This is a genomic window from Pseudalkalibacillus sp. R45 (genome assembly GCF_052246725.1).
Taxonomy (GTDB): Bacteria; Bacillota; Bacilli; order Bacillales; family Fictibacillaceae; genus Pseudalkalibacillus.
The window spans coordinates 43,888-70,876 of record NZ_JBQQCL010000007.1 but is presented as its reverse complement, the minus strand read 5'-3'; the positions used below and the strand labels follow the sequence as shown (position 1 = coordinate 70,876).

Here is a 26,989-nt window from a genome sequence, read left to right as displayed (position 1 = left end):
TCTTGTCAAAATCAAAAACATATAAAAAAAGTAGAAAACGAGCGAAAAATGTCCATATGACATATCAGACAATCGAAAAAGAGAAATTTACTCAGTTGCGAGATTTATTCTTTTTTGAACCTCTGGTGTCTGTTGAACTTTTCAAAAATCCTTCTTTTTCCCAATAAAAAAATTAAAAAACTGCGACCAGTTTTTGGTCACAGTTTTCAGTTAACGTCTAAATGTCCATTCATCATTTGCGTAGCGTCTTTCAATGATTTCATCAATATATTGATTTTGTTCTTCCGTTAGTACAAGTGGTATGAATTCCACATCAAGTCCTTGTTCGAATCCAGTCTTGAAAGCTTTCTTGGATTCCTCGATCGTCACTCTTTCATCACGAAGATCATTGATTGCTACGGCCTTCTTACTGAACGCTTTCTGCATGCGTTCTCTCACTCTTTCATTTGAAAACTTGAAGCAATCAAACAATTTGTCTTCATCAATATCAAGTAAAATCGACCCGTGTTGTAAAATGACACCTTTCTGTCTCGTTTGCGCACTTCCAGCAACCTTTCTGCCTTCAACGACGAGTTCATACCAGGATGGCGCATCGAAACAGACTGCTGAGCGCGGATTTTTCAGTCCTGCTTTTTCCTCTTCTGTCTTTGGTACCGAAAAATATGCTTCAAGACCCAGGTTCCGGAATCCACCTAAAATCCCTTCAGAAATGACCCTGTAAGCTTCTGTTACCGATTGCGGCATTTTAGGATGTTCTTCTGACACGATGACACTGTAAGTCAACTCTTTATCATGCAGTACAGCTCGCCCTCCAGTCGGTCTTCGAACAAACCCATAGCCGTGCTTTTGAACGGCATCAAGCTTGATTTCCTTTTCGACCTTTTGAAAATAACCGACAGAAAGCGTTGCAGGATTCCACTCATAGAATCTAACTACCGGTGGAATTTCATCTTTACTATGCCAATCTAGCAGCGCTTCATCCAACGCCATATTATAAGCTGGTGAGCATGCACCAGAATCGATAAAATACCATTGTTCCTTCATTTTATGTACGCCTCTTTCTTTATGCATTCATCATACATTTTTACCTTTCATAGTTTAACAGAAACCTATGAGCACATACAATTCATTGAATTTTAAAAACTTAGTTTTGCGAATAAGAAAATTCCTGTATATAATGGACATGGTATCATTTTAGAGAATGGTAGAAAGTTTCTAGGGGGAAGATTGAAATGGAATGGATTTTTTGGGCACTTCCAGCAGCCATCATCGTATATATGATCGTCGCTGGACTATATCAACGCAGACATTTGAAGACGTTGACTGAAGAAGAATTTCGCAGCGGATATCGTAAAGCTCAGCTGGTCGATGTTCGTGAACAGAAAGAATATGAAAATGGACATATTCTCGGAGCGAGAAATATTCCGTTGTCACAGCTCCGTATGCGTCATAAAGAAATCCGTAATGATCAGCCTGTCTACATGTACTGCGAAAGCGGAATGCGTACCGTCCGGGCTGCAACTGTTTTAAGGAAAAAAGGAATCAAGGATCTTTATAACCTTAAAGGCGGATTCAAAAAATGGAACGGTAAAGTGAAAAAAGGAAAATAGAATTGAAAAGATAGAATTGGTTAAGGGGCTGTCCTAAATCTTTTAGGACAGCCCCTTTCCTTTTCCTAGTTCTTGGTTGCACAAAGGTGTAAAAAGTAACCTTTGGCCGGATACCGATCAAAAGCGGCCGGATTATGCTCTTATTCCGCCGGTTTACCTTCTGCATCGGCCGGAATAAGTTTAAATTTTGAAATAGAAAAGGAACAGACCGCTCCGACCATACCGGAGAAGGCCTGTTCCTTTTTCATTATTGTTTTTCGTATCGTAGGATGGGTTTACGTGCAGCGGTTGTTTCGTCCATACGTTTGATGACTGTGTTATGAGGCGCTTGTTGCACGACCTCAGGAGATTCTTCAGCTTCTTTCGCAATTTGGATCATCGCATCGATGAACTCATCCAACGTTTCCTTTGATTCGGTTTCTGTCGGCTCGATCATCATACATTCCTCTACATTAAGAGGGAAATAGATGGTCGGCGGGTGATAACCGAAGTCCAGGAGACGTTTCGCCATATCCAACGTCCGCACACCAAGCTTCTTCTGACGCTTACCGGAAATGACGAATTCATGTTTACAATGCTGTTCATATGGAAGGACGAAATGCGGCGCAAGTTTGCGCATCATGTAATTCGCATTCAATACAGCATAATCGCTGACCTTCTTCAATCCTTCGCGTCCCATCGTCAGAATGTACGTATAGGCACGAACATTGATGCCGAAGTTTCCGTAGAATGGCTTCACGCGTCCGATCGAGTCTGGACGGTTGTAATCAAATACATAGCCTTCATCAGTTTTCGCTAATATCGGTTTCGGCAAGAATGGAAATAAATCTTCCTTTACACCGACTGGACCTGAACCAGGGCCGCCACCGCCGTGTGGGCCGGTGAACGTCTTATGAAGGTTCAAGTGAACAACGTCAAAGCCCATGTCGCCTGGACGTGTTCTGCCCATGATCGCATTCATATTCGCACCATCATAATATAACTTTCCGCCTGCTTCATGGACAATACGTGCCATATCTAGAATGTGCTCTTCAAAAAGACCAAGCGTATTCGGATTCGTCAGCATTAGGGCTGCTGTATCCTCGCCGACCACACGCTTTAAGTCTTCCAGGTCGACTAGACCGTTTTCATCTGACTTGACCGTTACAGCCTCAAAACCTGCAACCGTAGCAGAAGCTGGGTTTGTTCCATGTGCTGAATCTGGAACAATGACTTTCGTACGTTGATGATCCCCATTCTGTTCATGATAAGCACGGATCATCATCAAGCCTGTCCATTCTCCATGAGCACCGGCTGCTGGTTGAAGCGTGACTTCATCCATTCCTGTAATCTCTTCAAGTGAAGTTTGCAGGTCATAAAGCATTTCCATCGCACCCTGTACCGTGTCTTCATCCTGATAAGGGTGGATGTGAGCAAATCCAGGAAAACGAGCTACATCCTCATTAATTTTCGGATTATATTTCATCGTACAAGATCCAAGTGGATAGAATCCAGAATCCACACCATGATTACGTTTCGATAATGCGGTGTAATGGCGCATGATTTGAAGTTCAGATACTTCAGGCAGTTCCGGCTCTTCATCACGGAGATATTCAGAATCAATCATTTCTTCAATGGGAGTTTCAGGCACGTCTAATTCAGATAAGCTATAACCTACCCGTCCTGGTTTAGACAATTCAAAAATGAGTGCTTGGTTTTTTTTGTTGCTCATTGGACTCCCCCCAATTCTTTTACAAAGGCATCGATTTCTTCTTTCGTGCGCTGTTCCGTTACAGCGATCAACATATGCTGATCAAGATCCGGGTAATATTGTCCGAGATCGTAACCACCGACAAATCCTTTTTCCAAAAGCGCTTTGTTTACTTCTTTGACCGGTTTGGAGACTTTTACGACAAGCTCGTTGAAAAAGGCACCTTTAAAACGGACATCCATACCCGCTTCTTCAAGCTTTTTCTTTGCATAATGAGCTTTTTGAAGGTTCTGTACAGCGATTTCCTTGATTCCTTTTTTACCTAAAGCTGTCATTGCAACCGAGGCAGCAAGCGCGTTCAAAGCCTGGTTCGAACAGATATTGGATGTCGCTTTGTCACGACGGATATGCTGTTCACGAGCTTGCAGTGTAAGAACGAAACCGCGTTGACCTTCTTCATCGGTCGTTTGGCCGATTAGACGTCCTGGCACTTTACGCATCAATTTCTTTGTGGTCGCAAAATAACCACAGTGCGGTCCACCGAATGCAGCTGGAATACCGAATGGCTGAGCGTCACCAATGACGATATCTGCGCCAAGTTTTCCAGGCGGCTTAAGTGCGCCCAAGGATAGCGGGTTACTGGATACAACGAACATTGCTTTTTCTTGATGAACGATTTCTTCAATTTCCTTCAAAGGCTCGATTTGGCCGTAAAAGTTCGGATATTGGACGATGACACAAGCTGTATCTCCATCAACAACACCTTTTAATGCTTCCAAATCCGTTGTTCCATTCGTTGCTTCTACTTCCACTACTTCAAGGTTCGGCCCTTTCGCATACGTATGAAGAACACTCAATGCTTCAGGATGGACACTTTTCGAAACGACAACCTTCTTTTTACGCGTATGAGCAGCACTCAAGAAAGCTGCTTCTGCCAGGGCTGTTTGTCCATCGTACATCGAAGAGTTGGCAACTTCCATTCCGGTCAACTCGCAAATCATCGTCTGGAATTCAAAGATTGCTTGAAGTTCCCCTTGTGAGATTTCAGGTTGATACGGTGTGTAAGCCGTATAGAATTCAGAACGCGAGATCACGTGATTGACGATCGATGGGATATAGTGATCATACACTCCTGCTCCAAGGAAGGAAGCATAGTCCTTTGTATTTACGTTCTTTCCAGCTAATCCAGACATCTTCTTCATCAAATCGTTTTCCGGGATTGCCTCTGAGATGTTCAAGTCGCCTTTGAACCGTACATTTTCAGGGATATCATTAAACAGTTCATCAATCGAATCAATTCCGATTTCTGCTAACATTTCCTTTTCGTCTTGCTCTGTCATTGGTAGGTAACGAAATTTCACCTTTTATTCCCCCTCTTGATTAACGTTTATAGAAAGGTGCTTTTACGACTTCTGCTTTCAAGCGTCGTTTACGGACTTGGACTTCGACTTCTGTTCCAAGTTCTGTGTACTTCGAATCGATCAAAGCCAACCCAAGGTTCTTACCTAGTGTAGGAGATTGCGTACCAGTGGTGACTTCGCCGATCTTTTCATCATTTTTGAAAACGTCATAATGTGTTCGTGGAATCCCTTTATCTATCATTTCGATTCCGACCAATTTCCGTTTAAGTCCATCTTCTTTTTGCTTGATCAACGCATCTTTACCGATGAAATCAGCTTCTTTTTTCAGCTTGACTGCGAAACCGATCCCTGCTTCCAATGGTGAAATCTCAGCTGTCAGCTCTTGACCATATAAAGCAAGCCTAGCTTCAAATCGTAAAGTATCACGTGCACCAAGTCCGATTGGAAGAACCCCAGCTTCTTTACCTGCTTCTAAAATGGTTTTCCATAGCTTGGCAGCATCTTCACTGTCACAATAGATTTCAAAACCATCTTCACCTGTGTAGCCTGTGCGGGATACCAATGCTTTCGTACCGTCGATTTCCACGTCTTCCGTAAACTTGAAGAAACCAATTTGAGATAAATCATATTCTGTAAGCTTCTGTAGTACTTCCTCTGCCAGTGGTCCTTGTAATGCTAATTGAGCAACTTCATTCGAAATGTTCTGAATTTCAACATTCCCTTTCTGGTTGTTCACAAGCCAGTCATAGTCTTTTTCAATGTTTGCAGCATTAACGACTAAAAGGAAATCATTTTTCCCACGCTTATATACAAGAAGATCATCAACTGTCCCGCCATCTTCGTAGCACATTGCGGTATATTGAGCGCCGCCTTCTTTCAACTTCGAAACATCATTGGTCATTACATATTGTAGAAAACCTTCAGCGACCTCACCCTTAACTGTGATTTCACCCATATGGGAGACATCAAACAACCCGGCTTTAGTCCGTACTGCTGCGTGTTCTTCCTTGATACTTGAGAACTGGACAGGCAATTCCCATCCACCGAAATCGATTACTTTCGCTCCATATTCTTTATACAGCTCAAACAATGGTGTTCGCTGTAGGGATGACATGAGCATCTCTCCTTCAATTTTAAATTTTCAGCTGATCGTGTATGTCTTTGCTCGTTTGTTCAATAAGTCATACCTTTAAGACCTGTTAAAAATCACGCTTCCCCTTAAAGAAAACTTGGCTTAGCCAAGCCTAAGCGTTGGCTGAGCCTTAGTTCCTCGAAAAAGCAATCGCTTTTCCTTCGTGCGGAGTATTGCTTCCGAAGCCACCAGCTTGTGCGCTTATATTGAAGGAAGCATTTATACTTTCTTTAAATGAAAAAAAGAGAGGACAAAGAAGACTTTTTAACAAGCCCTCTCTGTCCTCGTACCTGAAAGTTTGATCGCAGAAGAACGTTCCACGACTTTCCCCTTTGGTGGCTTCGCAATTGAAGCACTCTCCAGAGCTGCGTCAAACAAGAGTCCGTTTGCCTGAGAGATTCACGATAAGCTTGCTCCTTCGGCGCTACCTTAAAGGTAGACTCTCCCCTTGTTCTCACTCGCAAATATGTGATTGAACTTAAGAAATTCACACTCTATAAAGACGAAATCGATAACAGCTATTATATTTCTGGGTTCGCTTGTTCATACTAAGTATGAATCTAGTTATATCTTATCATCGAAGAACGTATAATCGCAATTATCTTTTCCATGAAAGCGTTCTATTTTCAATATAAACGAACATTACATACAAAAGAACTATGATTCGTTCGATAATCAACCTAATTTAACAGAAAGGGTTTTCGTGTATGACTTTTAATATCGAGCATGATCAATCCTGGAGTACAGATTTCCTTAAACGCTTGGACGAAGATGGTCCATGGGCAAATTGGGAGCTTTATAAACTTGCTTTAGAAGCGGAAAAAAGTTTAGTTATCGATGATTTTCTTGGGCTGCAAGCGCCGAAGCATATTCCGCATGTCCAAATACTTCCTCATCAATTGGAGGTTGCACGAAAAGTCATTGAAGATATGAATGGAAAAGGAATCCTGGCAGATGAGGTCGGTCTAGGGAAGACGATTGAAGCAGGATTGATCACGAAAGAATACATGATTCGCGGGTTAGCGAAGAAAATTTTGATTCTTGTCCCAGCTTCACTCGTTCTGCAATGGACACATGAATTGAATACGAAGTTTCTCATTCCTGCTGTCCCGCAAAAGAAATCGTATGTGTGGGAACAATATGATGTAGTCGTCTCCTCGATCGATACTGCAAAGAGAAGCCCGCATCGTGAAATCGTTTTGGATCAGGACTATGATCTTATCATCATAGATGAAGCACATAAGCTGAAAAATAAGAAGACGAAAAACTATGAATTCGTCCAACACTTAAAAAAGAAATATTGTCTTCTTTTGACTGCCACACCGATTCAGAACCGTATTGAAGAAGTTTTCAATCTTGTTTCATTATTGAAACCGGGCCACCTCGGTAATGAAGAGTATTTTGATGAAGCATACAGATCCGGAAAATACGATGTTCAAAATGAGGTAAAACTCAAGCAGCTGATCAATAAAGTCATGGTACGGAACAGACGGGAAGATACTGGCTTGAAATGGCCGAAACGTTTTGTCAAAACGGTACCTATAACACTTTCACCGACCGAGCGTAAACTCTATGAATCCATCACTGAAGCTCGAGCGAATACAGCATATGAACAACAACATGCGTTTTCCACAATCACCTTGCAGAGGGAAGTCTGCAGCAGTCGTGAAGCGGTTTTCCTCACATTGAAGGCGATGTCCGAAAAAGAGGGGATCAGTGAAAATGCTAGACAGACCGCGATCTCATTGATGCATGAAATCGAGAATGTTGATCGCAATTCGAAAGCCGAGAAAGCACTCGAGATCATCCAGTCCATTGATGATAAAGTAATCATATTTACAGAATACCGAGCAACACAACTATATTTACAATGGTACCTCCAACAGCATGGCATCAGTTCTGTTCCATTCCGGGGAGGATTTAAACGGAACAAAAAGGATTGGATGACGCATCTTTTTAGAAACCATGCTAAGGTCTTGATTGCGACTGAAGCAGGTGGTGAAGGGATCAATCTGCAATTTTGCCAGCATATCATCAACTACGACTTGCCATGGAACCCGATGCGGATCGAGCAACGGATCGGACGTATACACAGGATCGGTCAAGAACATGATGTCTACATTTACAATTTTGCAACTGAAAATACAATTGAAGAACATATCCTTAGACTTTTATATGAAAAAATCAATCTATTTGAAAATGTGATCGGAGATTTGGATGAAATCCTCTCTCGTGTGGGTATGAAGAACATTGAGCAACACATACGTGATATCTTTTGTGAATCCGACACAGATGGTGAAATCAAGATCAAAATGGACAATTTGACATCATTATTGACCTATTCCAATGATGAGGGGGATGCTTATGCTTCAGAAGGACATTCATGAATTTTTGGATCGTTATTTCACAGCAAATGAATGTGAGATCCTTGAACGCCGAGACAACCATCTGCTTCATGTACAGCTAACGATTGAACTGGATAAGCTATTGATGAACCGCCCTTTTTATTGGCATTATCAAGAGTTGACAGGGGCAGATCCGAATCCGATGAAACTGATGTTGAAGACGGAACAAACAGAAGATGATACGGAAGGTGAATTCATTCACTTCGGGTCGCCGAGGCTGCACCAGATTTTCCAATCGACTCGTCAGCTCGGCTCATATATCCGGCTTTTCGAGAACGTCCAGCAGAATGAAAGTTCGTATGTCCCACTGGTTCCGTGGCTAGGCTTGAATATAAAGGTCTCGTATCAATGTGATCGGAAGAAGGATTTTCTCCATTCGATCGGTTTAAATCTGATCAATGGGATGATGGTGAGTGAATTTCAGGGCTTATTGGAATCTAAACCTTTGACCCCGAAAATTCCGGACTATTGTTACACGATGAGTTCCTTGGTCAAACCTGTCAGCGGCATCAAAAGAATCGAACAATACATCGACCACGTCATTGAATCCGATGATCCACAATGGTCAATTGAAGCCAGAAAACGGTGGAAGGAAGATGAAGAACTGTTGGATCACTTTTATCAGGATGCTGAGGAACTCCCGGAAAGCTATCATTTGGAGAAACAAGCGCTGAAAGACCTTTATGAACCTAAAGCAGTCGTACAAATCATCAACGGCGGCATGTTCTATCTGTCTAATAGTACAATGATGAATTAGAGCTCTTTCAGCAAAAGCGGTAGTAGCTTGCAAATAAGTTAAATGCAAAAGCTCTTTTTTAAAGATTGTTGCTTTTGAGTCATTTTTTAAAAAACACCTTTTGCAAGTTGATTGGAGAGCAAGGTGCGAGACTCCTACGGGATCAGCGGGACAGGTGAGACCATTCAATGTCGCAAAGCGACGAATGGGCTCACCGCACGCCCCGAGGAAAGCGAACATCCTGGAGCGGAAATCAACGACTTTCAAGAGCAACAAAGTTTGCGAACACAGCCAATGAAAATGAGGGAGCGACCAAGATGGCCGATCCCTCATTTTTTTCATTTTCGTTTTATGAACATTGTAATCGCCATCGGTAATAAACCGAACCATTTAACGGAACGTGGCGGTTTATGTTCTTTACGTGTTTTTCTCTGCTCTACCCGGTCTTTCTTGGGTTGATCTACATACCGTACAAATTGTTGCGTCAGGAATTTTACGAAATCATTCGTCGACACCGAAATCACCCGTTTTTATTACTCATTTTAGACAATTTAGAGTGTTTTTATCCATGCAACAATTTCTTCTGCAATCTGGTCGACAGACTTTCCATCTGTTTGAATCATTAAATCAGCGTCCTCATAATAAGGTTGTCTTTTCTCAGCCAACTGTTGAATTTCATTTTTCGTTTTCCCTTTTGCGAGGGGGCGATCATCTAGCTGTGAAAGCCTCTCATAAATCGTGTCGACTTCCGCTTCTAAATAGATGACATATCCATGCTTCTTCATATGAGTGCGATTTTCTTTCCTTACAACCGCTCCCCCACCTGTAGTAATGATCACATCAGATGTAGGTAATTCTTGAAGTGCACGCTGCTCTTCATCTCGAAAATAGACTTCTCCTTTTCGTTCAAAAATGGAAGGAATCGCCCAAGCCAATTTCTCTTCAATATAGTTATCCAAATCAATGACCTGAACATTCATCTTTTGTGCTAATTCTTTTCCTACTGAAGTTTTTCCTGCTGCCATGAATCCTGTTAAATAGATTGCTTTCACTATACCACCATCCATTGTACAACTTCTTGGTTAACATAATTATAATACAATAAACCTGTCTTTCTTCCACTTTCGTTCAACTGTAGATCAAAACGGACTGCATAAATGTCATCCGGCATTTGGGTGACTTTGTAATCCACTATTCCATATGGGAAGCTAAGGGAACCTTCATCGTCTGCCTGGATGTTTCCGGACAGAAGGTTGTTGAAAACTTCATCTCTTGCTAATTCTAATGTAACATCAGCTTTAAACCAAATGAGACGTTTTTCATGAAACTGTCTTTCACTATCCAAGATTTTGATATTATACATCGTTACCGATAGAAGGATGAGAGAGATGATGATAGAGAAAGCAGTCATGTAACCCCCTTCCTCTTTCATGGTGTCCTCCATTGATTGAGGTAGGGTTGAATGAGAATCGCTTTATGTGTGAATGAACGTTCATGAGCCTGGACAATCAGTTCCACAGAATACTGATCATGCTCCGCTCGAAAACGCTGGATGTCCTGTAAGATGACTTCAAAACCAGCCCCATTTACCTTCCGGACAATGCGATCACCATATTTCTCATAGGATATTTCCTTTCCATCAGGCTGCATCAAATATAACCGATCCCAACGCTTTTCAACACTGATTGTTCCTTGCAACTCTTTATCGGCCTGTTCAAAAAACAAACTGATTTCCTGATGATTAAGAGGTCGTCCACTTGTAGAAAATATCGCAGAAAACATCAACGGAGTCAACGCTGCCAATGTGAGAAAAATAGTTAAAGATATAATCATTTCCAAGAGTGTATAACCACCTTCATGCTTTGCCACAAATTGACTTTGCTCGTCCATTCGCTCCAATCCAATCTAAACAAATTTCAATATGGTCTGATTCCAATCTGTTAGTGGTGACGTTATATTCTATCCCATTCACTTCTAGTAACCTTTCTTCTGGCTCTGACTTCCCTATTTTCCAATCCTGTAGTAAAGTATGGCATTTTTCAATTGCAAACTCCTCTTGTTTGATAGTAATCCTTTCTGAATATATACCGGTAAGATGAGGGGTAATCCAAAATACGGTAAACATAAATATACTCATACCAAGCATGGCATCAATAAGGGTGAAACCACTACAACTTTTCAATATAAAAACGGCCCTTTCCGAGAAGAAAGACGATCTTATAGGTTTCTTTTTTGGTACGTAACAACATCGTTCCTCCTTTTTGGATCGTCCCATTCACCCCATATTCCAGTTCCAAACTTGAAGTCAATTCTTCAAAATAAACACCTTCAGGAAACTGGATGGTCTTGATTTTTTCCTTATTCCTGGAGTCTGTTTCCAGGGTGTATTGTTTACTTGCATTATTGAATTTGATCTGTACTTTGATTTGTTCTGTTAAAGCATATTGTTGAGCGTAATGCAGATCAGACGTCAGCAGTTGGATGAACTGTTTAATCTCCCTGCTATCCTTCATCGGAATCATATTGATGACAACTACACCAGTCATGACAACAAGTATCGAAAGAACCATCATAAGCTCGATCATCGTATAACCTTTTTCATTATGGTCTGCTGACTTTTCCGGTTTCTGAATCATAATTTAAGACCTCTGAATCTCCTGGACATTTTATTTCATCTGAATCAATATAATCGGTCAGTTGTTCAAGATTTTCGGGCAAGTTATCATGTTCGACTTGATAAGCTGCCACCTGGCTCTGTACCAATTGAACGGTAGCCTCACAACTTTTATCTTTTACGACATCATTGTTCTTAGTCATATTCGGAACTGCAATCAACAACAGAATCGAAATGATGAGAATGACAATCAACATTTCGATCAATGTAAATCCATTTTCATACGAACTCTGATCACCCATGGTATTTCTCCCTTCTTATTCAAAGTGATTGAAAGAGTTGAAAAACAGGAATCATCACTGACAGGAAAAGAATCAATACAATCGATCCGATCACTGCAAACATGACAGGCTGAATGAGCGTTAACAATCCTCTCAGCCGTTCCTCAGCATTCTCAAGTAACATTTCACTATAGAGCACCAATTCTTCACCTAATTTTCCATTAGACTGGCCAAAGAATGTGACCTGGGCGAGCTCTGGTAAAAAGTAAGGTTTTTCCTCAAAGGCTTCACTTAAAGATTTTCCTTTCCTCAAATCGGCTTTAAGGATGGTACCTTCTTCCTGGAAAAAGATCGAAAAGCTCTGTTGTTCAAACAGTTGAAGCGCATTTGTCAACGACAATCCACCTTTCAACAAATGACCGATTTGAAATGAAAAATATTGTGTCAAAACAATCTTCAAAACCTCTCGCACGAAAGGAAACCGTAACCAGAAACAGATTTTGTCATGGGCGCTTTTATGTTTGAAGCGAAAATGGAGAATAACAAACAGCAGAATGAACAATGTGAGAGTCAAATAGATGAGGACTGGGATGAATTCTAGAAACGTAATTAAATAGAGGGTGTGTGCAGGGAGGGAGAGGTTTACTGATTGAAAAAGCTTCGAAAACTGAGGAAATAGGAATTTAAGCATGAAAAACATCATTACACTCAAAGTCCCGAGAAGGACTGCAGGATAACGGATTGATTGCAGGAGTGATTTCTTCAACTCTTCACGTTTTTGAAGAATGCAACTGCCTTCAAGTAATCCGAATGAAAGATTTCCTTGTTCAGAAGCAAAATAAAGGTAACCTAATATATCTGAAGGAATTCTTTGCCCTTTCGAGAGACTCGAATAAAGGTTTTCCTTTAACAAGGTCTTCTTTGATCGTTTTGATCGTAGCGGAGGCATTACGTTTATTTTGAAGGCTCAGTAACGTCAGCGATTCGGAAATCGAATATCCTTTATCAAGTAAGGTTCCGAGATTTTTCAGAAAGACTGCTTGCTGGGTGCTATTCCATTTATGCCTTCTCATAACGGCTATCTTTCTTAATGCTAAATGGCTGCATGGGTGTAAATCCCATTGCCATCGCACGAATTTGATAATCATGCAGATGAGGGAATTGTTTTAGTTGGTCCTTTTTGTTTTCAATTGCAGTCATTGTTTCTTCTAGTATTTCTCCATATAAGGTTTCATAGATCCCCATCCGGCGGTTCTCCCTCCTCATCATGCAATAAAAAGAACATTCCCCGCTACAATATTGACAAGTCATATCACATAACCTTTGTGAAACGATTCCAAGTAACGTTTGCTTCAAGTCCTCAAATTTCAATCCAAATTCTAGTAGCCGATAGAGACATCCAATGGTGTCTTTGGCGTGAAGTGTCGATAAGACGAGATGACCTGTAAGAGAGGCACGTATCGCTAAATGAGCCGTAGCTTCATCTCGTATTTCTCCGATCATGATGACATCTGGGTCGTGACGTAAAATCGACTTGAACCCATCTAAATAGGTTACCCCTGCTGGTTCATTGATTTCAATTTGCAGCAAGCTGTCCATTCTTTTTTCAATAGGATCTTCCAGAGTGATGACCTGTCGTTTCATTTGATATTGGGATTCTTTCAATAAGGAGTAGAGGAGGGTTGTTTTTCCAGACCCAGTGGGACCTGCGAACAATATTAATCCTTGAGATCGTGTGAGAAGGTTGTAAATGTTTTTGAGTGTATTTGGGAAAATAGAAAGCTTTGAGTAGGTATTTGCATCATTTTGAGGCAGAATTCGGATAGCTAGAGCTTCGTTGTAAGCTGATGGTAAAGTAGAAAGCCTTAAATGAATATTGCCATTTAAGGGGAGATAATGATGAATTGAACCGTTCTGGGGCTTTCGCCTTTCACCGATATCCATTCCTGCTAAGTACTTGAAGTGGGATATGAGGCGTTCACTTTGTTTCAACGGCACTTCTTCAAGGGTGAATAATCGTTGGTCGATTCTTGCTTGAATGGTAGCAAACCGATGCTTCGGAATAACATGTAGATCGGTTGCACGCATTGAAATAGCTTGTAATACCAATTTTTCACTCTTTGTTTCGACGTTTATTTCTATAAAACCACCTTCTTTCGGGAAGTATATGACTAGTTCGACATTTTTAAAAATTATCCTCTTTTTTATATTAAAAATCCTGTATATTTTTTCAAATTGCCATTATACTATATGTAGCTTGGAATTATTTATAGCATCGACACAAAATTGACATAGCAATTGTAATTTACTTTTTTCATTCATTTGATTTATAATACTAAAAGAGTCCATTTATTTTGGATGGAAAATCGTTAAATGCACTTATCTATCCGTAATGATCATTGCTGCAAAGGAGGATTACATATGGCAAGAATGTACCGCATGATGGGATTTTGGACGGCAGTCATCGCTGTAATGGCTTATGTTGGTGATATGCAAGCGTTTTCCCTTCTGTTCGTAGGACAAACGGTAATGTTTGTTGCACTTGGATACCTTAACCTATCTGAAAGAATGTATATTTATATTTTTGGTGCCTACTTAACAGTCTTCTTTATCGGTTTCACGTACTGGAGCACATTCATGATGACACCTGGTTCAGGCGGGCATTAATCTGTACACAAAAAAGATGGACAATTCAGTCCATCTTTTTTAATGCGCTTTTTCTTGAATGATGACATGGAACGCATCACTGATGCCCCCTGGGGTCACAAAAGAACGGATCGCTCGGTTCAACCTGCTTTCATCAGAAAATGGATCGCGGTTATCGTGCTCTACCAAATGATCAAATAATCCATTTTCCAATAAAAACTCTCTCTGCTTACCTAGATAATGCTTACACAATCCCATTTCCTCTCCTCTTTTAACTAACGAATCGAGTAGTATGTGAGCTGTCAAATCCATCTTTCCAGGGTGTAAAAGTGGATTCTCGATAAGCTGATGATCAAGGTACCCCCTCAAGCTCCCGTTTCGAAGAGCAGAATCCAACAATTCTTTGTTTTGGTACCCATAATCAACCGTTATTAATAACCCTTTTGAAAGTATCCCGGCTATTTCAGAGAGCCATTCCATCATTTTCAAAGGAACCTCGAAACGGTGGTTTTCAGGAAGGGCAATCCCGCTCCATTCGAACCATTGCAATATCTCCTCGCACTCACTTGGTAGCACTATTTCCTTCATCACTAAATTCTCTTCCATCGTAAGCATGACCTCATGAAGTTTCCCTTCTCGCTGCTCAACAACATGGACAGGAAATGCATCCAGAAGTTCATTGGAGAAAATGATTCCTTTAAAACCCTTGTGATGCTGTTTAAATTTTGAAAATGATGAATGAAATTCGACATTTTCATGCTGATCGAGGTTCATCTTAGCTGTTTTCAAATGTTCTTCACTTACATCAATGAAAGAATAGGACAATTCACCATAGCGTTCTGGTTTGGTTTTTTTGAAATAATCCAGTACTTGTTTGGAAAAAGAACCATCGCCTCCTCCTATTTCACATATATGAAAAGGAAGGTTCTTTTCTTTACAATAAGCATCAAAATAATCGGCAAATACCCATGCGAACACGGGATGGATGGAACTTGACGTATAGAAATCGCCATCCTTTCCGATTTTTGTTTCATCCTTTTGATAATATCCCATTTTATGATATAGGACAGTCTCCATAAAACAGGCATAACTGATCCTGTTATGGTTGCTTGATTGAATTTTCTCGTGAAGAAATTCTTCAATCGTCATCTGATCATATGTCATAATGAAAAGCCATTCAAAAATGGATTTGAGTTCATTTCTTCACCGATCGTCGTTGACGGACCATGTCCGGAAAGAACCTGGGTCTCTTCATCTAATGACAGCAACTGATTGTGGATACTTTTCAGTAGGCGTTTGTGGTCACCACCCGGTAAATCGGTACGGCCGATGCTTCCCATGAATAACGCATCACCGCTTACCACCAGCTCACTTTCTTTGAAATAAAACGAAACACTTCCAGGTGAATGCCCAGGGGTATAAAGGACCTTGCATGAAAAGCCATCTATCTCGAGATTTTGTCCACCCTTCAATACATGGTCTGCTTCATTCATGACAACTGATTGGACCATAGGGAAGAAACTAGAACCATTAAGGTCAGGATTCCCTAACCATTCAAGTTCTTCTTGATGAAGATATACCGGAACATGCCACTTTGAACGGACTTCATCCAATGCGCCGATATGATCAAAATGGGCATGAGTAAGCAGAATAGCAGACGGCTTTAAACCAAGTGTTTCTATCTCTTGGTTTATTCGATCCCCTTCACTTCCTGGATCGATGATCAATGCTTCCCTTTTCCCATTCCATAATAGATAACAGTTTGCTTGTACAGGACCTACAGTAAGTTGTTTCCATTCCATATGTATCGCCTCCATTGCCAATCTTCTTATTTTATTCTACACTATAGTAAATTCAAATCTAAAGTTATATTCCATTCATACAATACCAATTTTATGGGTGTATGGAAAGTGAGGGAGCTATGCAAATCGTTTATGGTGTTGAGCATCGGGAATTAAGAGGGCATTCCCCTGGTTTCATAAGCCAATTCGTACGGAAAATTGCAAGTACAGCCAAGATTGTTGATCGAGATGATCGCTTGTGCATCGTACAATCTGAATCCGAATATCAAGCGCTTCAAGACCTTTTTAAGGAAGATAATCTATTTGAAGAAGCGTATGTGCTCTATCCTCTCCAGTCTCCTACCACATCGTTCAATACAGATTACGGGTTCGTATCCTCCTCGAATCACGCCTATCTTTATAAAGAAATGGCCGTGCCTTTCCGTATGGATGAAGGAAATGAAGAGCAGACTAAAATGGCGATGCTTCAATTGGAGGAACATATTGTGGCCGTCGATGATTCAGTCAATCCAATCATTTATTTTGCCGATCGTCAACAAGATGACTTGGTCAAGCAAATCGTTTCTGCTTATGATGTCTCCGTCACACTTTTGTAAGGAATGGAATCTCGACAATCGAAAAAAAAACAGGTACAATAAGATAGGCAATCATTCTATTACATAGATTGTTATCGGAAAAACAGGTTATAGTAATATTAACAAACAACAACATAAGGGGGGAAAGTTTATGGCATTGGCAATCATCTTTGGCCTAGTAACCCTTTTCGCACTCTGGGCGTTATTTAGAGAACTTAAAAGGAAAAATATCATTGCATTAGGTTTTGCCTTCTTGACTGCAGCAGTGTTCGGATGGTTTACGGTGATGACTGTAATCGATATCTTCCACACTGGAGGTTGGGGCGGCGGGCACTAATCCGTCTACTCGAAAAAAGATTGACCGGAATTCCGGTCAATCTTTTTTCTTTCTTTATGTTTTTTCTTCGACCGATTTGACTTTGTCCTCCATCTTCACTTGCTTGTCCCGTCTGTCATCTAAACGGATATTGGTTGAAACCCTTTCGATGCCATTTTTGAACGGTACTTCGTGAATTTGTTGGATTACATCGAATAAATCAGCGAGATCTCCTTCGATCAAAGTACTCATCGGGGTCAACTGATAACTGATCTTGTCACTATTCTCATCAAGGACTTTTTGGACATCGGCAACATAGTCACTCATACTCGGAGTTTTCGTTCCTAGCGGTACAACTGTTACATCAACGATTGCCATTGTAACCCTCCTCTAAGAATTTATATCGATCAATTGCATTTTATCATTAAAATAATATCTGTAAAGCAATATGGTTACGAGCATTGCACAAACCGCTACTGACACAAAGATACTAAGAGAAATGACAATCTGATACCGTACAGCATCTAAAGGGGAAACACCTCCTAAAATCAAACCGGTCATCATCCCTGGCAGCTGGACGAGGCCGATTGTTTTTAACCCATCGATATTTGGGATCATAGCTGCCTTCAATGTCTTCCGCACAATCTGTAAGGACGATTGCTTTGGAGTCGCTCCTAAAGATAACGCTGCTAAAACACGCCCCTTCTCTTCTCTGAACTGATGCTGCAGCCGCTCCAAAGCCAGACCTATCGCAATCATACTGTTGCCAATCACCATCCCACTGATTGGAATCACTTTTTCGGCTGAAAAGGGTATGTATCCGAACAATAACCATAATGACAAAATGATTATTTCTGTCAGTGCAATGATCGTGAATACAACTGGAAACACGCGGGGGATGTTCCTCCCCTTTCTCGTTGCGTTAATCGTCGCTACGACAACCATGACGGCGACCCATAAACCGATTCCTTGCCAACTAGGTAAATCAAATAAGAAAGTCAATACATACCCGATAATGAAAAGCTGAGCAACTCCTCGGATGGATGACCATACGATTGTTTTCGATAAATCAAGTGAAAACCAGTAAGAAAGGGATACTGGAATGATGATGAATACGATGATGAACAATAGTGATAGATTTGAAATTTCTGTGCCTTCCATAGTACCCTACTCCTTTAAAAACTGCTCGAATTGTTGTGTTTCAGGATGTTCGAACATTTCAGAGGTAAAGCCTTTTTCTACAAGTCGTCCATCCTCAATATATAAGGTCTGTTCTCCCATTCTTTCTGCCTGCTTTAGGTTGTGGGTAACCATCATGATCGTAATCCCTTTTTCAGCGCGCAACCGGAATAAGAGTTCTTCGATATGATCGGCTGTTTTGATGTCCAACGCGCTGGTCGCTTCATCAAGCAGTAAGACGGATGGTTTATTGGCAAAAGTCCTTGCAATAGCGACTCGCTGCTGTTCTCCACCAGATAATGAGGCGACGTGACGAGACTTGAATGACCGTGGTAGGTCAACCAAATCAAGCAATCGGTCAACATCACAATCGTGTAGATTCCCTTGCAGTTTAGGTCCATATTGAATATTCTCTTCTGTGGTCCCATCAAAAAGATAGGCAGACTGGAAGACCATTCCGACCTCACAGCGTAACTTGGTCACCGGTAATGCTTTAATGTTCTGCCCTTTGTAATATATGTCACCTGAAGTCGGTTCTTCTAATCGGTTCAATAAGAGTAATAAACTGCTTTTTCCTGCACCGGATGGTCCAACCACTGTTGTAATTTGTTGCATTTCTAGTTCGAATGAAACATCTTTCAAATGGTCGGTTGATACTCCTTCACACCTTATGATCTCCTGGTTCCTATCCATATGCCTTCGACTCCATTTTCTTTAATCTCTCATAGTCTTTACCTGAAACTGTTTCTTTAAATGTAAACAAAAAACTCAGTGGAATCAAAAGATAAGAAAAGCCCTGAATCATACTCTCAAGGATAGTTCTTGCGGATTCAACACAAACTACTTAAAAAATCGACGAAATGTGACAATCTTTTTAAGTTTATATGAAAATACCACATAGTTTATTGGACTAGTGGGTATAAGTCTTATATACTGAGTAATTCCGGCTACTTTTTTAAAGGCTGTTTTCGCAACCTTTGTTGCACTTGAAAGTCGTTGATTTCCGCTCCAGGATGCTCGCTTTCCGCGGGGCGTGCCGTGAGCCCACTAGTCGCCTTGCGACATTGAATGGTCTCACCTGTCCCGCCGTCCCGCAGGAGTCTCGCACCTTGCTCTCCAATCAACTTGCACAAGGTGAGTTTTTAAAAAACTCAAAAGCAACAATCTTTTAGAAAAGAGCCTTATAAAAAACAAACAAGACAAAGGAAGGAGAAATTCATGAAGAAAGTTACATCAGTATTTTGGATTACATTAGCCATCACACTATTCGCGTCCATTTGGGGTTCGTTTGCGCCTAAAAATTTGGAAAAAATTACAGGGGCGATTCAAACGTATATTTCGGTTCATTTTGGTTGGTATTATTTATTGATCGTTTCATTATTCGTTATCTTTTGTTTATATATGATCTTTAGTCCATACGGTAAAATTAAGTTAGGCAAACCTAACGAGAAGCCTGATTATAGTTATGCAACCTGGTTTGCCATGCTTTTCAGTGCTGGTATGGGAATAGGACTTGTGTTTTATGGGGCAGCTGCACCCATTTCGCATTATATGAAAACTCCTCCGACAGCGGAGCCTGGTACAGCAGCAGCCATTCAGGATGCTATGAGGATTTCGTTTTTCCATTATGGAGTGCACGCATGGGGGATTTATGCGATAGTTGCCCTTATACTTGCTTATTTCAAATTCCGTCATGGAAAACCGGGATTGATCAGTGCTACACTTGAGCCTATTTTTGGCGATAAGATGAAAGGCGGACTGGGGACAGCGATTGATGTCATTGCAGTTTTCGCCACAATTGTTGGTGTCGCAACCACTTTAGGATTCGGGGCAGCTCAAATTAACGGGGGACTTACTTACCTGCTTGGCCTTGAACAAGAATTTTGGATCCAGTTGGTTATTATCATAGTCGTGACGGTGCTGTTCATGATTTCAGCTTATACCGGCCTAAGCAGAGGGATCAAATACTTAAGTAATCTTAATATGGGGCTGGCCATCCTGTTATTCATCGTCATTTTGATAATCGGACCAACGCTCTATATTTTGAATACATTTACGAATACGATGGGGACTTATCTTCAGACAATTGCCACAGAAAGCTTCAGGCTCTCACCAGAAAACGGCGAAGAACAACAATGGGTCATGGATTGGACCGTCTTCTTCTGGGCATGGTGGATTGCCTGGTCTCCGTTTGTAGGGATTTTCATCGCTCGTGTGTCTCGAGGACGTTCAATCCGCGAGTTTTTATCCGGGGTTTTACTTGTCCCTTCACTTGTTAGTTTCTTATGGTTTTCTGCCTTTGGGATGACTGCAATCGATACTCAGAAAAATGGGGCAGATATTGCATCGCTACCAGACGAACAAGTCTTGTTCGGTGTATTCGACCAGTTTTCTTTCGGGGTCATTTTGTCGGTACTCGCGATGTTATTGATTGGTACCTTCTTCATCACATCGGCTGACTCTGCAACTTTTGTTTTAGGAATGCAAACAACGAACGGTGCCTTGAACCCTTCTAAAAAGGTGAAATTTGTATGGGGGATCGCTCAATCAGGAATCGCCGCGGTGCTCCTGTATACAGGAGGTCTACAAGCCTTGCAAAACGCATTGATTTCAGCAGCATTCCCATTTTCATTGATCATGTTGCTTATGATATACGCATTCTTTAAAGCGATTAGGAAAGACAAAGCAGAAGTAGAACAACTCAAGCTAAAGAAATTGAAAAAGTCACTTAGGCGACCATGATAAAATAACCGGCGTGCCCATGCTGAGATTACAGCAGTGTGCACGCCGGTTTTCTATTATGTACTGCTTAAAAATTCATCAAGAATTTGAGTGTACATTTCTGTTTTCTGTGCATGGACAAGATGGGAGGCAAAAGGAATGACGCTGACATGGACGTTTGGATTCATTTGTTGATACTTCGATGCTGTTGATACTTCATTTGCATTTCCCTCCCCAACCATGACTAAAATAGGTATATGTATATCAGAAATATCTCTTGTCAACTCAAATGGATACCAATCTTCATTTTCAGCCATATGTATGAATTGTTTCCAATTGGATTGATGAAGATTATCAAAATAGGCAACTGCTTGAGGATCATTTAGCAGTGCTTTTTGATGTGCTACATCTCCTGCGTGTAATTCTTCAGCCCAGTTGTTCGGTTTGTCGGATATGATTCCTGAGATCGTCAAAGTTCGCACTTTATATTTCTTTGCAAATGCCAACGCGACGAATCCCCCTAGTGAACAACCGACAAGATGTGGTTGTTCAACACCTAAATGGTCTAATGTATCCTTTAAGTCCTCGATAGAATCTTCTAGGAAGTTTGAGACATCTTTTGTATAGGATTTCCATGTCCTCTCATATCAGGAAGGATAACTTGGTTATTGTTTTTAAAGAATTCCAGGTGTGCTGCAAAATCCGTCAAACCGGTTTGTAGACCCGTATGAAGAAAAACAATTGGTTCTCCTTCACCAGCCACTACTGTATGTAATCTCATTTGTTCTCCCCTTTTTTATTATATCTTTATCGCTTCGTACGTAATAGTCTGATTCGGTATTATTGGATATACCCCATATTCATATTCGGCGGAAATGATGATATCAGAGAATCCAACCTGCTCAAGAAGCATACGCAATTCCTCAATTCCATACCATCTTAGCTTGAATGGCTCAAGTTCCGTTTGCAGCAACGTTCCTTTTCTCCATTTTTCGTAACGTCCATATGAAATCGTATATTGATTGATGTAATCCACTTTTACAATCTTATCTTCCAATGTTATTACATCTCCATTATCACATTCCCATGTCCTGGTGGAGATTTTTCCTAGTGAAATATCCGTCTGTAGGAATGTATCAAGAATCAATTTCCCCCCATGATTAAGATGTTTGTAGAAATTTTTAAGAGCTTTGATGGATTGAGCCCTATCATGCATTAAAAGGAATGTCCCTGTGGGAATAATGATGGCGTCATACTTTTTGTCGAGTGAGAAAGATTCCATATCCGCTTGAAATAGGTATGGAGATAGCTTTCTTTTCTCACAATTTACCCGGCAAATATTCAACATATCCTTTGATGTGTCAAATCCATCAACTTGAAATCCTTCTTCCAGAAGCGGGATCAGAATACGACCTGTACCAGTTGCAGGCTCTAGGATAGGACCTGTACTCGAAGACAACCTTTCCATATAAAATTCGATATCGCCGAAAGAAAATCCAACTGGTTTATCGATATCATATACTTCTGAAGATAATTTACTATAGTAACTTAACATTGTACTCCCCCTTTATATACCAGTAAGGATCCTTTAGATATGTATGATCGTGATTTGATTCCATATCGTTTTCCATTTTTTTCTATGATGCGGTTAGCATAATTCGATGCAAGTTCTCTTGTATCGTTAAAGTAATGTGTGGGCTTGACCTCAAGGTTCAGGACATCTTCAATCCCACAAGGTGCCGCTAATTCCACCTGGTCGACTTCATTTACTTTAAGACCTAATGATGTTGCTGTTTCAAGAAATTTGGAAATGGCGTCTAAAGATGATGAATAAGGCCGAATATGATTAACCAGGCGCATTCTTGCTTCATTTTTAACAGACCATGGAATTTCAGGAATCAGTCGTCTTAGTTTATTCTCTGTTTCCTTTTCAAAGCCTTCATCAATCTTTGTTGGATCGAAGTAATAACATCAGCATCAGCTCTTATTTAATCCGCTCTCCTGAAACGATATGCCAATGCAGATGTTTCGAATCCTGATAGTCCCCAAGATTGGTGATTACCCTGCATGCACCAAATTCTTGTTCAACTGAAGATGCAACCGCTTTAACACCATTCATCAATTCTGTAAATATTTTTGTGTCCCTTTCTTCCAAAGCGGTCAACGACAGAATATGCTTTTTAGGTATGCACACAATATGCATTTGGTAGGTCGGTCGCGTATGGTAATAGGCTAATACATTCTCGGTCTCATAAACTTTCTTCACATCGGTTTTCCCACTTAATACTTCATCACAATAAAAATCCTGTGTCATCTAGTTTCAGTCTCCTTCTTGATAAATGGCTTCCTACTATTATGGGTTGTTCTGATTATTATTCTGTCCAAGCGAAGATGAAGATGATTTTTCATAGGCTTCGTCTTCTGGCTTTCGTTTGAATTTCTTTTTATTCAATTCATCTCCGTAGAACTTGTTCGTATTGAAGTTTGATCGGATCATCCCCCATAATATCGGTAAAGCGAATAAGGAAATGACAATCAAAAGGATCCAAATATCGTCCATTGTGTATCACCCTCCTCCTTTCATTACGTTTTATGTAAGGAAACGTTTCAGTTAATCACTGGATGATCCCTTCCTTTTATTAACTTAAGATTCTTATGAAAAATCCCCGATGAAGTCCATTTTTGATAGGCAGGAGGAATCGTCATCCGTTCAATATCTAAAGTGTTTTCTGCAATATTTAGAAGTTGTTGAATATATTCAGTAACTTTTCCCAACTCCCTCTTCGTCCCAATCGCCCCATGTCCTGGTACAGCAACTTCAATATCTAATTTATTGATTTCATTAAGAATTGACATCCAGCTATTGGGTTTCGATTCTTCAAAGAATGTGGGATGTGTATCCACAAACAATAAATCTCCCATAAAAACGACTTTTTCTTTAGGCAAATATAAAACTGCATCACAATACGAATGACCGCCGCCGTATGTAAATAGCTTTGCATGCCTTCGAGACCCGGAAAAATTGTTTTCCTTTTTGAAAGTATGATCGGGTAGGACGAGGTTTAAAGTAAGTAAAGAAGATTTAAGTTCTTTAAGAAAATTGACCTGTGTTTTCAGTCTTTCATCCTTTGATTGTGTTAACTGGGATTCTAAAGAACCAATATAATCTGAAAGTCCATCAAAATCGTTCTTTTTTTTTAATCCTATTAGGGTGTAGTTCCTTCATTTTTGAATATGTACTTTCGCTGGAAATTATTTTTATTCCTTCGAATACTTGGTTTCCACGTATATGGTCACCATGCCAATGACTATTGATAACACAAGTGATGGGGCTAAGTGTGAGATCTTGAGCTGCTGTCTTTAACTCTTCTGCTGCCTGTTGGGTGTTGAAGGTATCAAAGATAATTGTTTGATCACCTAAATCAATGATACCAGCATTTGCAACTGCACCTCCGCCTTGTTTTGCCAGTGCTGCAAAAACCCCATCTTTAATTTTTTGTAGTGTAAAATGTTTGTTTTCTAACTCGATTTTCATTCTGATCCCCCTTGGTCTTTATCTAAGTGGTATAGTTGATCCTCAGCGTCAAAGCCTATGGATCTGTAAAGATTTATAGCTCCTTTACTCTCACTGTTTACACATAATTGTATATGTTCCATCCTTGCGTTTGTAAACATCCATTTCAAAGCATGGAGTAATAAACTCCTTCCAATCCCATTTTTTCTGTATTCTTTACAAACTGCAAAAAATTCAATTGAACCTTCCTTAAATTCAGGGTGTGTCTTAACAAATATGTAACCCTTTAAAATGTTCTTTTTTGCGCAAATGAATACCTTTTTGTTTGCATTCAAACTCCCTATAATTTGTTTTCCATCCGTATACGCGTTAGGAAAACAACTGTCATGTAACTTTACCATGTCATCTATATAATCCTTGTTCATTTCTGTAACAGGTGTGGTTCCGAGTTCTTCCCTAAGCTGATCAGGTGAAATCCTTAGAATTGTATGTTCACCTTGTTTCTTAAATCCAAGACTTTCAGCGAAAGCAAAATTCAATTCATTTTCTATGTTGCAAAAATGACTGATCATGGTAACATATTTCCCAGCCTGTATCATCAGGTAGTTCCACATGTTCTCTGCGACTGCTTTCCATTTTTCCTTTTGCACCTTTACAAAAGGACCCCACACCTCACCATGCTTTTCTTGTAAATCAATATCCATTCCTAAAATACCTACAATTTCTTGTCCTATACTCGCCACAACAAAGCTTTCTTCAAAAGGAATGTCATCAAAATCATGCTTCAGAGAATATTTGATTTCAGCAACATCTTGTCCACAATAACCAATATGGTGTTCTTTGAATCTATTCCTATCAGTGATGAATGCAGAAATCATTTCAAGATTGTTTTCAACCGCTTTTCTTACATGAATCAAGAAATCCACCCCCTCACTTCTTCATAATGATTTTAACATGTTTTTCCATAAAAATTTTTAAAAACATATTGCAATCTCGCAGGCACCAGGAGTTCAAATATAAAAGGACTGCGCCCACTGAGTCGAGTAATTCAATGGTTGGACAGTCCTTACTGGATTACATATATAAACTTGCGAGCATGATTCCTAAAGTTTCTTGATAAATTTCATCATATTGGGATAATGGTAATGGATTGACACCTTCCCCTAATTCAACTGTATATCCAGGCCTTTGCCATTCTTGGATGTACCAGTCTTTATAACCTGCATGACTGTCGATATACCGGACAGGTTTATAACCACTGACCCGTTCAAATTCATTGACGATCGTTTCTGCATAAGACGGTTCTAATCCCTCATACCCCCAATAAATTTCTTCTCCTTGTGTATGGAAAGCGACAACACGATCGAAATCCTCCTTACGTGTCAATTCAGCCATAGCGATTGCTTCAGGTTCGCTTAATGGTTTGTCTCCTGGGTAGTCTCTTGATGCAGGCGCTTGTGGTTTCCGTGGTTTTTCAACTTCCCATTTTGCAGGGAACTGATTATTCAAATCTATCCCCCTTATATTCGCTTTCCATCCTGAAAAATCTGTTTTCCCATTATTAAGCTCTAAAACGAAATCCCGATAATATTCACTATCAGGGGGACCGTTCAATACTAGATCGACACCGTCCGGATTAACCATCGGAACAATTGACAAAGTAACCCCATCATAAAAAGGGGACATTTTCAAACCTCGGATTGTCCATTGGTTTGTCAAAGCTAGAAGGTAGTCATTCAGAAAATTCATTATCACTGCTGTTGTGATCCATTCCTGGGCATGAAAAGCCCCATTCATGTGAATTTTCTTCTCCCCATTCCCAATTTGAATCTCAGGAATAGATTTACCCAACACAGATCTCCCGATAGATTTCACTTTTATAAATGGATATACCGCTCTTAACGAATACAGATTTTTCATCATGGTTGGCCAATCATAATTCATTTTCGGATTTACGTAAGGTGTAACTACTCTTACAGGAACTGTGATGATTTGTCCAATTTGAAGGTTACTTGGAGATGTATTAGGATTCATGATAGTGAGAGCATCTAGCGCCAATTTCCTCCTCTGGACAATCTTGTAAAAGGTGTCTCCTTTTTGAATCGTATATTTTTCCGTCTTATATGCTGGTATTACAACTTCTGTTCCGACTTGTAAACTTGAAGGATCGGTTGCACGGTTTGAATCGAGGACAAGCCGGAGAGGCACATTGAACAATTTGGCAAGATACCAAAATGTATCTCCTTTTCGTATTCTCACCTTCATTTCGTTTCCCTCCATTTAACCATTCTCCCACCATATATATGGCACCAATCCTCAGTTATGAATCATTTATGTTCTTTTTGTCCCAAGCATCGCCTCAATAAAAATTACCACAGTTTAAAAACCGTGGTATAGCTCAAAAGCC

The 26,989-nt window shown here is 40.3% G+C and carries 36 protein-coding genes and 1 riboswitch; of the genes, 7 read left to right on the top strand and 29 right to left on the bottom strand.

The window, feature by feature from the left end:
- Window positions 1–210 precede the first annotated feature (210 nt).
- The gene (locus ACTWQL_RS13540) at window positions 211–1,044 is read right to left on the bottom strand and encodes a lipoate--protein ligase family protein (protein ID WP_443142966.1); all 834 of its coding nucleotides are present in this window, start codon (window positions 1,042–1,044) and stop codon (window positions 211–213) included.
- A 188-nt stretch (window positions 1,045–1,232) separates the two neighbouring features.
- On the opposite strand from ACTWQL_RS13540, the gene ACTWQL_RS13535 reads away from it, so the two are divergent.
- Complete coding sequence (locus ACTWQL_RS13535; RefSeq protein WP_443142965.1) at window positions 1,233–1,610, top strand: rhodanese-like domain-containing protein; 378 nt, start codon at window positions 1,233–1,235, stop codon at window positions 1,608–1,610.
- A 247-nt stretch (window positions 1,611–1,857) separates the two neighbouring features.
- Here the strand turns inward: ACTWQL_RS13535 and gcvPB are convergent, their stop codons facing one another.
- From gcvPB to gcvT, 3 genes are read right to left on the bottom strand one after another with little or no spacing between them, the layout of a single operon-like run.
- Window positions 1,858–3,321 (bottom strand): aminomethyl-transferring glycine dehydrogenase subunit GcvPB, encoded by a 1,464-nt coding sequence (gene gcvPB, locus ACTWQL_RS13530; protein WP_443142964.1) that lies wholly within the window; start codon window positions 3,319–3,321, stop codon window positions 1,858–1,860.
- Entirely contained in the window at window positions 3,318–4,661 is a 1,344-nt protein-coding gene (gene gcvPA / locus ACTWQL_RS13525; protein ID WP_443142963.1) for an aminomethyl-transferring glycine dehydrogenase subunit GcvPA, read from the bottom strand. Before gcvPA ends, gcvPB begins: the two co-directional genes overlap by 4 nt.
- Before the next feature lie 19 nt (window positions 4,662–4,680).
- Complete coding sequence (gene gcvT, locus ACTWQL_RS13520; RefSeq protein ID WP_443142962.1) at window positions 4,681–5,775, bottom strand: glycine cleavage system aminomethyltransferase GcvT; 1,095 nt, start codon at window positions 5,773–5,775, stop codon at window positions 4,681–4,683.
- 386 nt (window positions 5,776–6,161) lie between these two features.
- Window positions 6,162–6,251, bottom strand: a riboswitch (glycine riboswitch).
- 249 nt (window positions 6,252–6,500) lie between these two features.
- On the opposite strand from gcvT, the gene ACTWQL_RS13515 reads away from it, so the two are divergent.
- Window positions 6,501–8,180, top strand: coding sequence for a DEAD/DEAH box helicase (locus ACTWQL_RS13515; RefSeq protein WP_443142961.1), 1,680 nt, complete (start codon window positions 6,501–6,503; stop codon window positions 8,178–8,180).
- Window positions 8,158–8,955 (top strand): YqhG family protein, encoded by a 798-nt coding sequence (locus ACTWQL_RS13510; protein WP_443142960.1) that lies wholly within the window; start codon window positions 8,158–8,160, stop codon window positions 8,953–8,955. Before ACTWQL_RS13515 ends, ACTWQL_RS13510 begins: the two co-directional genes overlap by 23 nt.
- 317 nt (window positions 8,956–9,272) lie before the next feature.
- On the opposite strand, the gene ACTWQL_RS13505 is transcribed toward ACTWQL_RS13510, so the two are convergent.
- From ACTWQL_RS13505 to comGA, 10 genes are read right to left on the bottom strand one after another with little or no spacing between them, the layout of a single operon-like run.
- Window positions 9,273–9,449 (bottom strand): YqzE family protein, encoded by a 177-nt coding sequence (locus ACTWQL_RS13505; RefSeq protein WP_443142959.1) that lies wholly within the window; start codon window positions 9,447–9,449, stop codon window positions 9,273–9,275.
- 36 nt (window positions 9,450–9,485) lie between these two features.
- Entirely contained in the window at window positions 9,486–10,001 is a 516-nt protein-coding gene (locus tag ACTWQL_RS13500; RefSeq protein ID WP_443142958.1) for a shikimate kinase, read from the bottom strand.
- Window positions 9,986–10,366 carry a competence type IV pilus minor pilin ComGG gene (comGG, locus tag ACTWQL_RS13495; RefSeq protein WP_443142957.1) on the bottom strand — a complete coding sequence of 127 codons (381 nt, stop codon included), beginning with the start codon at window positions 10,364–10,366 and terminating at the stop codon, window positions 9,986–9,988. The genes ACTWQL_RS13500 and comGG overlap by 16 nt, the downstream gene beginning before the upstream one ends.
- Window positions 10,363–10,824 (bottom strand): competence type IV pilus minor pilin ComGF, encoded by a 462-nt coding sequence (gene comGF / locus ACTWQL_RS13490; RefSeq protein WP_443142956.1) that lies wholly within the window; start codon window positions 10,822–10,824, stop codon window positions 10,363–10,365. Before comGF ends, comGG begins: the two co-directional genes overlap by 4 nt.
- Window positions 10,790–11,071, bottom strand: a complete 282-nt coding sequence (locus ACTWQL_RS13485) for a hypothetical protein (protein ID WP_443142955.1) — start codon at window positions 11,069–11,071, stop codon at window positions 10,790–10,792. The genes comGF and ACTWQL_RS13485 overlap by 35 nt, the downstream gene beginning before the upstream one ends.
- A 31-nt stretch (window positions 11,072–11,102) precedes the next feature.
- Window positions 11,103–11,570 carry a competence type IV pilus minor pilin ComGD gene (gene comGD, locus ACTWQL_RS13480; protein WP_443142954.1) on the bottom strand — a complete coding sequence of 156 codons (468 nt, stop codon included), beginning with the start codon at window positions 11,568–11,570 and terminating at the stop codon, window positions 11,103–11,105.
- Window positions 11,536–11,850 (bottom strand): competence type IV pilus major pilin ComGC, encoded by a 315-nt coding sequence (gene comGC / locus ACTWQL_RS13475; RefSeq protein ID WP_443142953.1) that lies wholly within the window; start codon window positions 11,848–11,850, stop codon window positions 11,536–11,538. The genes comGD and comGC overlap by 35 nt, the downstream gene beginning before the upstream one ends.
- Window positions 11,851–11,869: 19 nt before the next feature.
- On the bottom strand, window positions 11,870–12,742 hold the full coding sequence (comGB, locus tag ACTWQL_RS13470) for a competence type IV pilus assembly protein ComGB (protein WP_443142952.1): 873 nt from the start codon (window positions 12,740–12,742) through the stop codon (window positions 11,870–11,872).
- On the bottom strand, window positions 12,657–12,902 hold the full coding sequence (locus tag ACTWQL_RS13465) for a type II secretion system F family protein (protein WP_443142951.1): 246 nt from the start codon (window positions 12,900–12,902) through the stop codon (window positions 12,657–12,659). The genes comGB and ACTWQL_RS13465 overlap by 86 nt, the downstream gene beginning before the upstream one ends.
- A complete protein-coding gene (gene comGA, locus ACTWQL_RS13460; protein WP_443143120.1) occupies window positions 12,889–13,965 on the bottom strand; it encodes a competence type IV pilus ATPase ComGA in 1,077 nt (358 codons plus the stop codon). The genes ACTWQL_RS13465 and comGA overlap by 14 nt, the downstream gene beginning before the upstream one ends.
- Window positions 13,966–14,250: 285 nt before the next feature.
- On the opposite strand from comGA, the gene ACTWQL_RS13455 reads away from it, so the two are divergent.
- Window positions 14,251–14,496, top strand: coding sequence for a DUF2626 domain-containing protein (locus tag ACTWQL_RS13455; RefSeq protein WP_221565541.1), 246 nt, complete (start codon window positions 14,251–14,253; stop codon window positions 14,494–14,496).
- 39 nt (window positions 14,497–14,535) lie between these two features.
- Here the strand turns inward: ACTWQL_RS13455 and ACTWQL_RS13450 are convergent, their stop codons facing one another.
- A complete protein-coding gene (locus ACTWQL_RS13450; RefSeq protein ID WP_443142950.1) occupies window positions 14,536–15,639 on the bottom strand; it encodes an SAM-dependent methyltransferase in 1,104 nt (367 codons plus the stop codon).
- Window positions 15,636–16,277, bottom strand: coding sequence for an MBL fold metallo-hydrolase (locus ACTWQL_RS13445; RefSeq protein ID WP_443142949.1), 642 nt, complete (start codon window positions 16,275–16,277; stop codon window positions 15,636–15,638). The genes ACTWQL_RS13450 and ACTWQL_RS13445 overlap by 4 nt, the downstream gene beginning before the upstream one ends.
- A gap of 119 nt (window positions 16,278–16,396) precedes the next feature.
- Here ACTWQL_RS13445 and ACTWQL_RS13440 point away from each other — a divergent pair, with 119 nt between their 5' ends.
- Both ACTWQL_RS13440 and ACTWQL_RS13435 read left to right on the top strand, forming a co-directional pair.
- A complete protein-coding gene (locus ACTWQL_RS13440) occupies window positions 16,397–16,873 on the top strand; it encodes a hypothetical protein (protein ID WP_443142948.1) in 477 nt (158 codons plus the stop codon).
- Window positions 16,874–17,003: 130 nt separating this feature from the next.
- The gene (locus tag ACTWQL_RS13435; protein WP_221565548.1) at window positions 17,004–17,189 is read left to right on the top strand and encodes a DUF2759 domain-containing protein; all 186 of its coding nucleotides are present in this window, start codon (window positions 17,004–17,006) and stop codon (window positions 17,187–17,189) included.
- A 54-nt stretch (window positions 17,190–17,243) separates the two neighbouring features.
- Here ACTWQL_RS13435 and ACTWQL_RS13430 read toward each other — a convergent pair whose 3' ends face one another.
- From ACTWQL_RS13430 to ACTWQL_RS13420, 3 genes are read right to left on the bottom strand one after another with little or no spacing between them, the layout of a single operon-like run.
- Window positions 17,244–17,546, bottom strand: a complete 303-nt coding sequence (locus ACTWQL_RS13430; RefSeq protein ID WP_443142947.1) for an MTH1187 family thiamine-binding protein — start codon at window positions 17,544–17,546, stop codon at window positions 17,244–17,246.
- A gap of 12 nt (window positions 17,547–17,558) precedes the next feature.
- A complete protein-coding gene (locus tag ACTWQL_RS13425) occupies window positions 17,559–18,329 on the bottom strand; it encodes an ABC transporter permease (RefSeq protein ID WP_443142946.1) in 771 nt (256 codons plus the stop codon).
- Window positions 18,330–18,335: 6 nt separating this feature from the next.
- Window positions 18,336–19,040, bottom strand: coding sequence for an ABC transporter ATP-binding protein (locus ACTWQL_RS13420; protein WP_443142945.1), 705 nt, complete (start codon window positions 19,038–19,040; stop codon window positions 18,336–18,338).
- Window positions 19,041–19,565: 525 nt separating this feature from the next.
- Here ACTWQL_RS13420 and ACTWQL_RS13415 point away from each other — a divergent pair.
- A complete protein-coding gene (locus ACTWQL_RS13415; RefSeq protein WP_443142944.1) occupies window positions 19,566–21,089 on the top strand; it encodes a glycine betaine uptake BCCT transporter in 1,524 nt (507 codons plus the stop codon).
- Between the two features lie 56 nt (window positions 21,090–21,145).
- Here the strand turns inward: ACTWQL_RS13415 and ACTWQL_RS13410 are convergent, their stop codons facing one another.
- The 10 genes from ACTWQL_RS13410 to ACTWQL_RS13365 form a co-directional block, all read right to left on the bottom strand.
- The gene (locus ACTWQL_RS13410) at window positions 21,146–21,658 is read right to left on the bottom strand and encodes an alpha/beta fold hydrolase (protein WP_443143119.1); all 513 of its coding nucleotides are present in this window, start codon (window positions 21,656–21,658) and stop codon (window positions 21,146–21,148) included.
- Window positions 21,659–21,666: 8 nt separating this feature from the next.
- Window positions 21,667–21,849, bottom strand: a complete 183-nt coding sequence (locus ACTWQL_RS13405; protein WP_443142943.1) for an alpha/beta fold hydrolase — start codon at window positions 21,847–21,849, stop codon at window positions 21,667–21,669.
- 18 nt (window positions 21,850–21,867) lie between these two features.
- Entirely contained in the window at window positions 21,868–22,623 is a 756-nt protein-coding gene (locus ACTWQL_RS13400) for a class I SAM-dependent methyltransferase (RefSeq protein ID WP_443142942.1), read from the bottom strand.
- Entirely contained in the window at window positions 22,617–23,015 is a 399-nt protein-coding gene (locus ACTWQL_RS13395; protein WP_443143118.1) for a nucleotidyltransferase family protein, read from the bottom strand. Before ACTWQL_RS13395 ends, ACTWQL_RS13400 begins: the two co-directional genes overlap by 7 nt.
- 37 nt (window positions 23,016–23,052) lie before the next feature.
- Complete coding sequence (locus ACTWQL_RS13390) at window positions 23,053–23,382, bottom strand: HIT family protein (RefSeq protein ID WP_443142941.1); 330 nt, start codon at window positions 23,380–23,382, stop codon at window positions 23,053–23,055.
- Between the two features lie 39 nt (window positions 23,383–23,421).
- A complete protein-coding gene (locus ACTWQL_RS13385; RefSeq protein ID WP_443142940.1) occupies window positions 23,422–23,628 on the bottom strand; it encodes a hypothetical protein in 207 nt (68 codons plus the stop codon).
- 47 nt (window positions 23,629–23,675) lie between these two features.
- The gene (locus tag ACTWQL_RS13380) at window positions 23,676–24,185 is read right to left on the bottom strand and encodes an MBL fold metallo-hydrolase (protein ID WP_443143117.1); all 510 of its coding nucleotides are present in this window, start codon (window positions 24,183–24,185) and stop codon (window positions 23,676–23,678) included.
- Between the two features lie 61 nt (window positions 24,186–24,246).
- Complete coding sequence (locus ACTWQL_RS13375; protein WP_443142939.1) at window positions 24,247–24,603, bottom strand: MBL fold metallo-hydrolase; 357 nt, start codon at window positions 24,601–24,603, stop codon at window positions 24,247–24,249.
- A complete protein-coding gene (locus ACTWQL_RS13370; protein ID WP_443142938.1) occupies window positions 24,600–25,499 on the bottom strand; it encodes a GNAT family N-acetyltransferase in 900 nt (299 codons plus the stop codon). Before ACTWQL_RS13370 ends, ACTWQL_RS13375 begins: the two co-directional genes overlap by 4 nt.
- Before the next feature lie 157 nt (window positions 25,500–25,656).
- Window positions 25,657–26,847, bottom strand: a complete 1,191-nt coding sequence (locus tag ACTWQL_RS13365) for a M14 family metallopeptidase (protein ID WP_443142937.1) — start codon at window positions 26,845–26,847, stop codon at window positions 25,657–25,659.
- Window positions 26,848–26,989: the final 142 nt, after the last annotated feature.

What these genes read in the sequence shown, in the direction of transcription:
- ACTWQL_RS13425 (WP_443142946.1), bottom strand. Translation starts at nt 18,329, where the DNA reads ATGGAAGGCACAGAAATTTCAAATCTATCACTATTGTTCATCATCGTA.
- ACTWQL_RS13485 (WP_443142955.1), bottom strand. Translation starts at nt 11,071, where the DNA reads ATGAGTATATTTATGTTTACCGTATTTTGGATTACCCCTCATCTTACC.
- ACTWQL_RS13540 (WP_443142966.1), bottom strand. Translation starts at nt 1,044, where the DNA reads ATGAAGGAACAATGGTATTTTATCGATTCTGGTGCATGCTCACCAGCT.
- ACTWQL_RS13385 (WP_443142940.1), bottom strand. Translation starts at nt 23,628, where the DNA reads ATGGACGATATTTGGATCCTTTTGATTGTCATTTCCTTATTCGCTTTA.
- ACTWQL_RS13450 (WP_443142950.1), bottom strand. Translation starts at nt 15,639, where the DNA reads ATGACATATGATCAGATGACGATTGAAGAATTTCTTCACGAGAAAATT.
- ACTWQL_RS13455 (WP_221565541.1), top strand. Translation starts at nt 14,251, where the DNA reads ATGGCAAGAATGTACCGCATGATGGGATTTTGGACGGCAGTCATCGCT.
- comGF (WP_443142956.1), bottom strand. Translation starts at nt 10,824, where the DNA reads ATGGACGAGCAAAGTCAATTTGTGGCAAAGCATGAAGGTGGTTATACA.
- ACTWQL_RS13515 (WP_443142961.1), top strand. Translation starts at nt 6,501, where the DNA reads ATGACTTTTAATATCGAGCATGATCAATCCTGGAGTACAGATTTCCTT.
- comGG (WP_443142957.1), bottom strand. Translation starts at nt 10,366, where the DNA reads ATGAAAGAGGAAGGGGGTTACATGACTGCTTTCTCTATCATCATCTCT.
- ACTWQL_RS13390 (WP_443142941.1), bottom strand. Translation starts at nt 23,382, where the DNA reads ATGACACAGGATTTTTATTGTGATGAAGTATTAAGTGGGAAAACCGAT.
- ACTWQL_RS13405 (WP_443142943.1), bottom strand. Translation starts at nt 21,849, where the DNA reads ATGAGATTACATACAGTAGTGGCTGGTGAAGGAGAACCAATTGTTTTT.
- ACTWQL_RS13465 (WP_443142951.1), bottom strand. Translation starts at nt 12,902, where the DNA reads ATGAGAAGGCATAAATGGAATAGCACCCAGCAAGCAGTCTTTCTGAAA.
- gcvT (WP_443142962.1), bottom strand. Translation starts at nt 5,775, where the DNA reads ATGTCATCCCTACAGCGAACACCATTGTTTGAGCTGTATAAAGAATAT.
- ACTWQL_RS13430 (WP_443142947.1), bottom strand. Translation starts at nt 17,546, where the DNA reads ATGGCAATCGTTGATGTAACAGTTGTACCGCTAGGAACGAAAACTCCG.
- ACTWQL_RS13415 (WP_443142944.1), top strand. Translation starts at nt 19,566, where the DNA reads ATGAAGAAAGTTACATCAGTATTTTGGATTACATTAGCCATCACACTA.
- comGC (WP_443142953.1), bottom strand. Translation starts at nt 11,850, where the DNA reads ATGGGTGATCAGAGTTCGTATGAAAATGGATTTACATTGATCGAAATG.
- ACTWQL_RS13500 (WP_443142958.1), bottom strand. Translation starts at nt 10,001, where the DNA reads ATGGATGGTGGTATAGTGAAAGCAATCTATTTAACAGGATTCATGGCA.
- ACTWQL_RS13420 (WP_443142945.1), bottom strand. Translation starts at nt 19,040, where the DNA reads ATGGATAGGAACCAGGAGATCATAAGGTGTGAAGGAGTATCAACCGAC.
- ACTWQL_RS13375 (WP_443142939.1), bottom strand. Translation starts at nt 24,603, where the DNA reads ATGAAAATCGAGTTAGAAAACAAACATTTTACACTACAAAAAATTAAA.
- ACTWQL_RS13400 (WP_443142942.1), bottom strand. Translation starts at nt 22,623, where the DNA reads ATGTTAAGTTACTATAGTAAATTATCTTCAGAAGTATATGATATCGAT.
- ACTWQL_RS13510 (WP_443142960.1), top strand. Translation starts at nt 8,158, where the DNA reads ATGCTTCAGAAGGACATTCATGAATTTTTGGATCGTTATTTCACAGCA.
- ACTWQL_RS13445 (WP_443142949.1), bottom strand. Translation starts at nt 16,277, where the DNA reads ATGGAATGGAAACAACTTACTGTAGGTCCTGTACAAGCAAACTGTTAT.
- comGD (WP_443142954.1), bottom strand. Translation starts at nt 11,570, where the DNA reads ATGATTCAGAAACCGGAAAAGTCAGCAGACCATAATGAAAAAGGTTAT.
- ACTWQL_RS13435 (WP_221565548.1), top strand. Translation starts at nt 17,004, where the DNA reads ATGGCATTGGCAATCATCTTTGGCCTAGTAACCCTTTTCGCACTCTGG.
- gcvPB (WP_443142964.1), bottom strand. Translation starts at nt 3,321, where the DNA reads ATGAGCAACAAAAAAAACCAAGCACTCATTTTTGAATTGTCTAAACCA.
- ACTWQL_RS13535 (WP_443142965.1), top strand. Translation starts at nt 1,233, where the DNA reads ATGGAATGGATTTTTTGGGCACTTCCAGCAGCCATCATCGTATATATG.
- ACTWQL_RS13365 (WP_443142937.1), bottom strand. Translation starts at nt 26,847, where the DNA reads ATGAAGGTGAGAATACGAAAAGGAGATACATTTTGGTATCTTGCCAAA.
- ACTWQL_RS13440 (WP_443142948.1), top strand. Translation starts at nt 16,397, where the DNA reads ATGCAAATCGTTTATGGTGTTGAGCATCGGGAATTAAGAGGGCATTCC.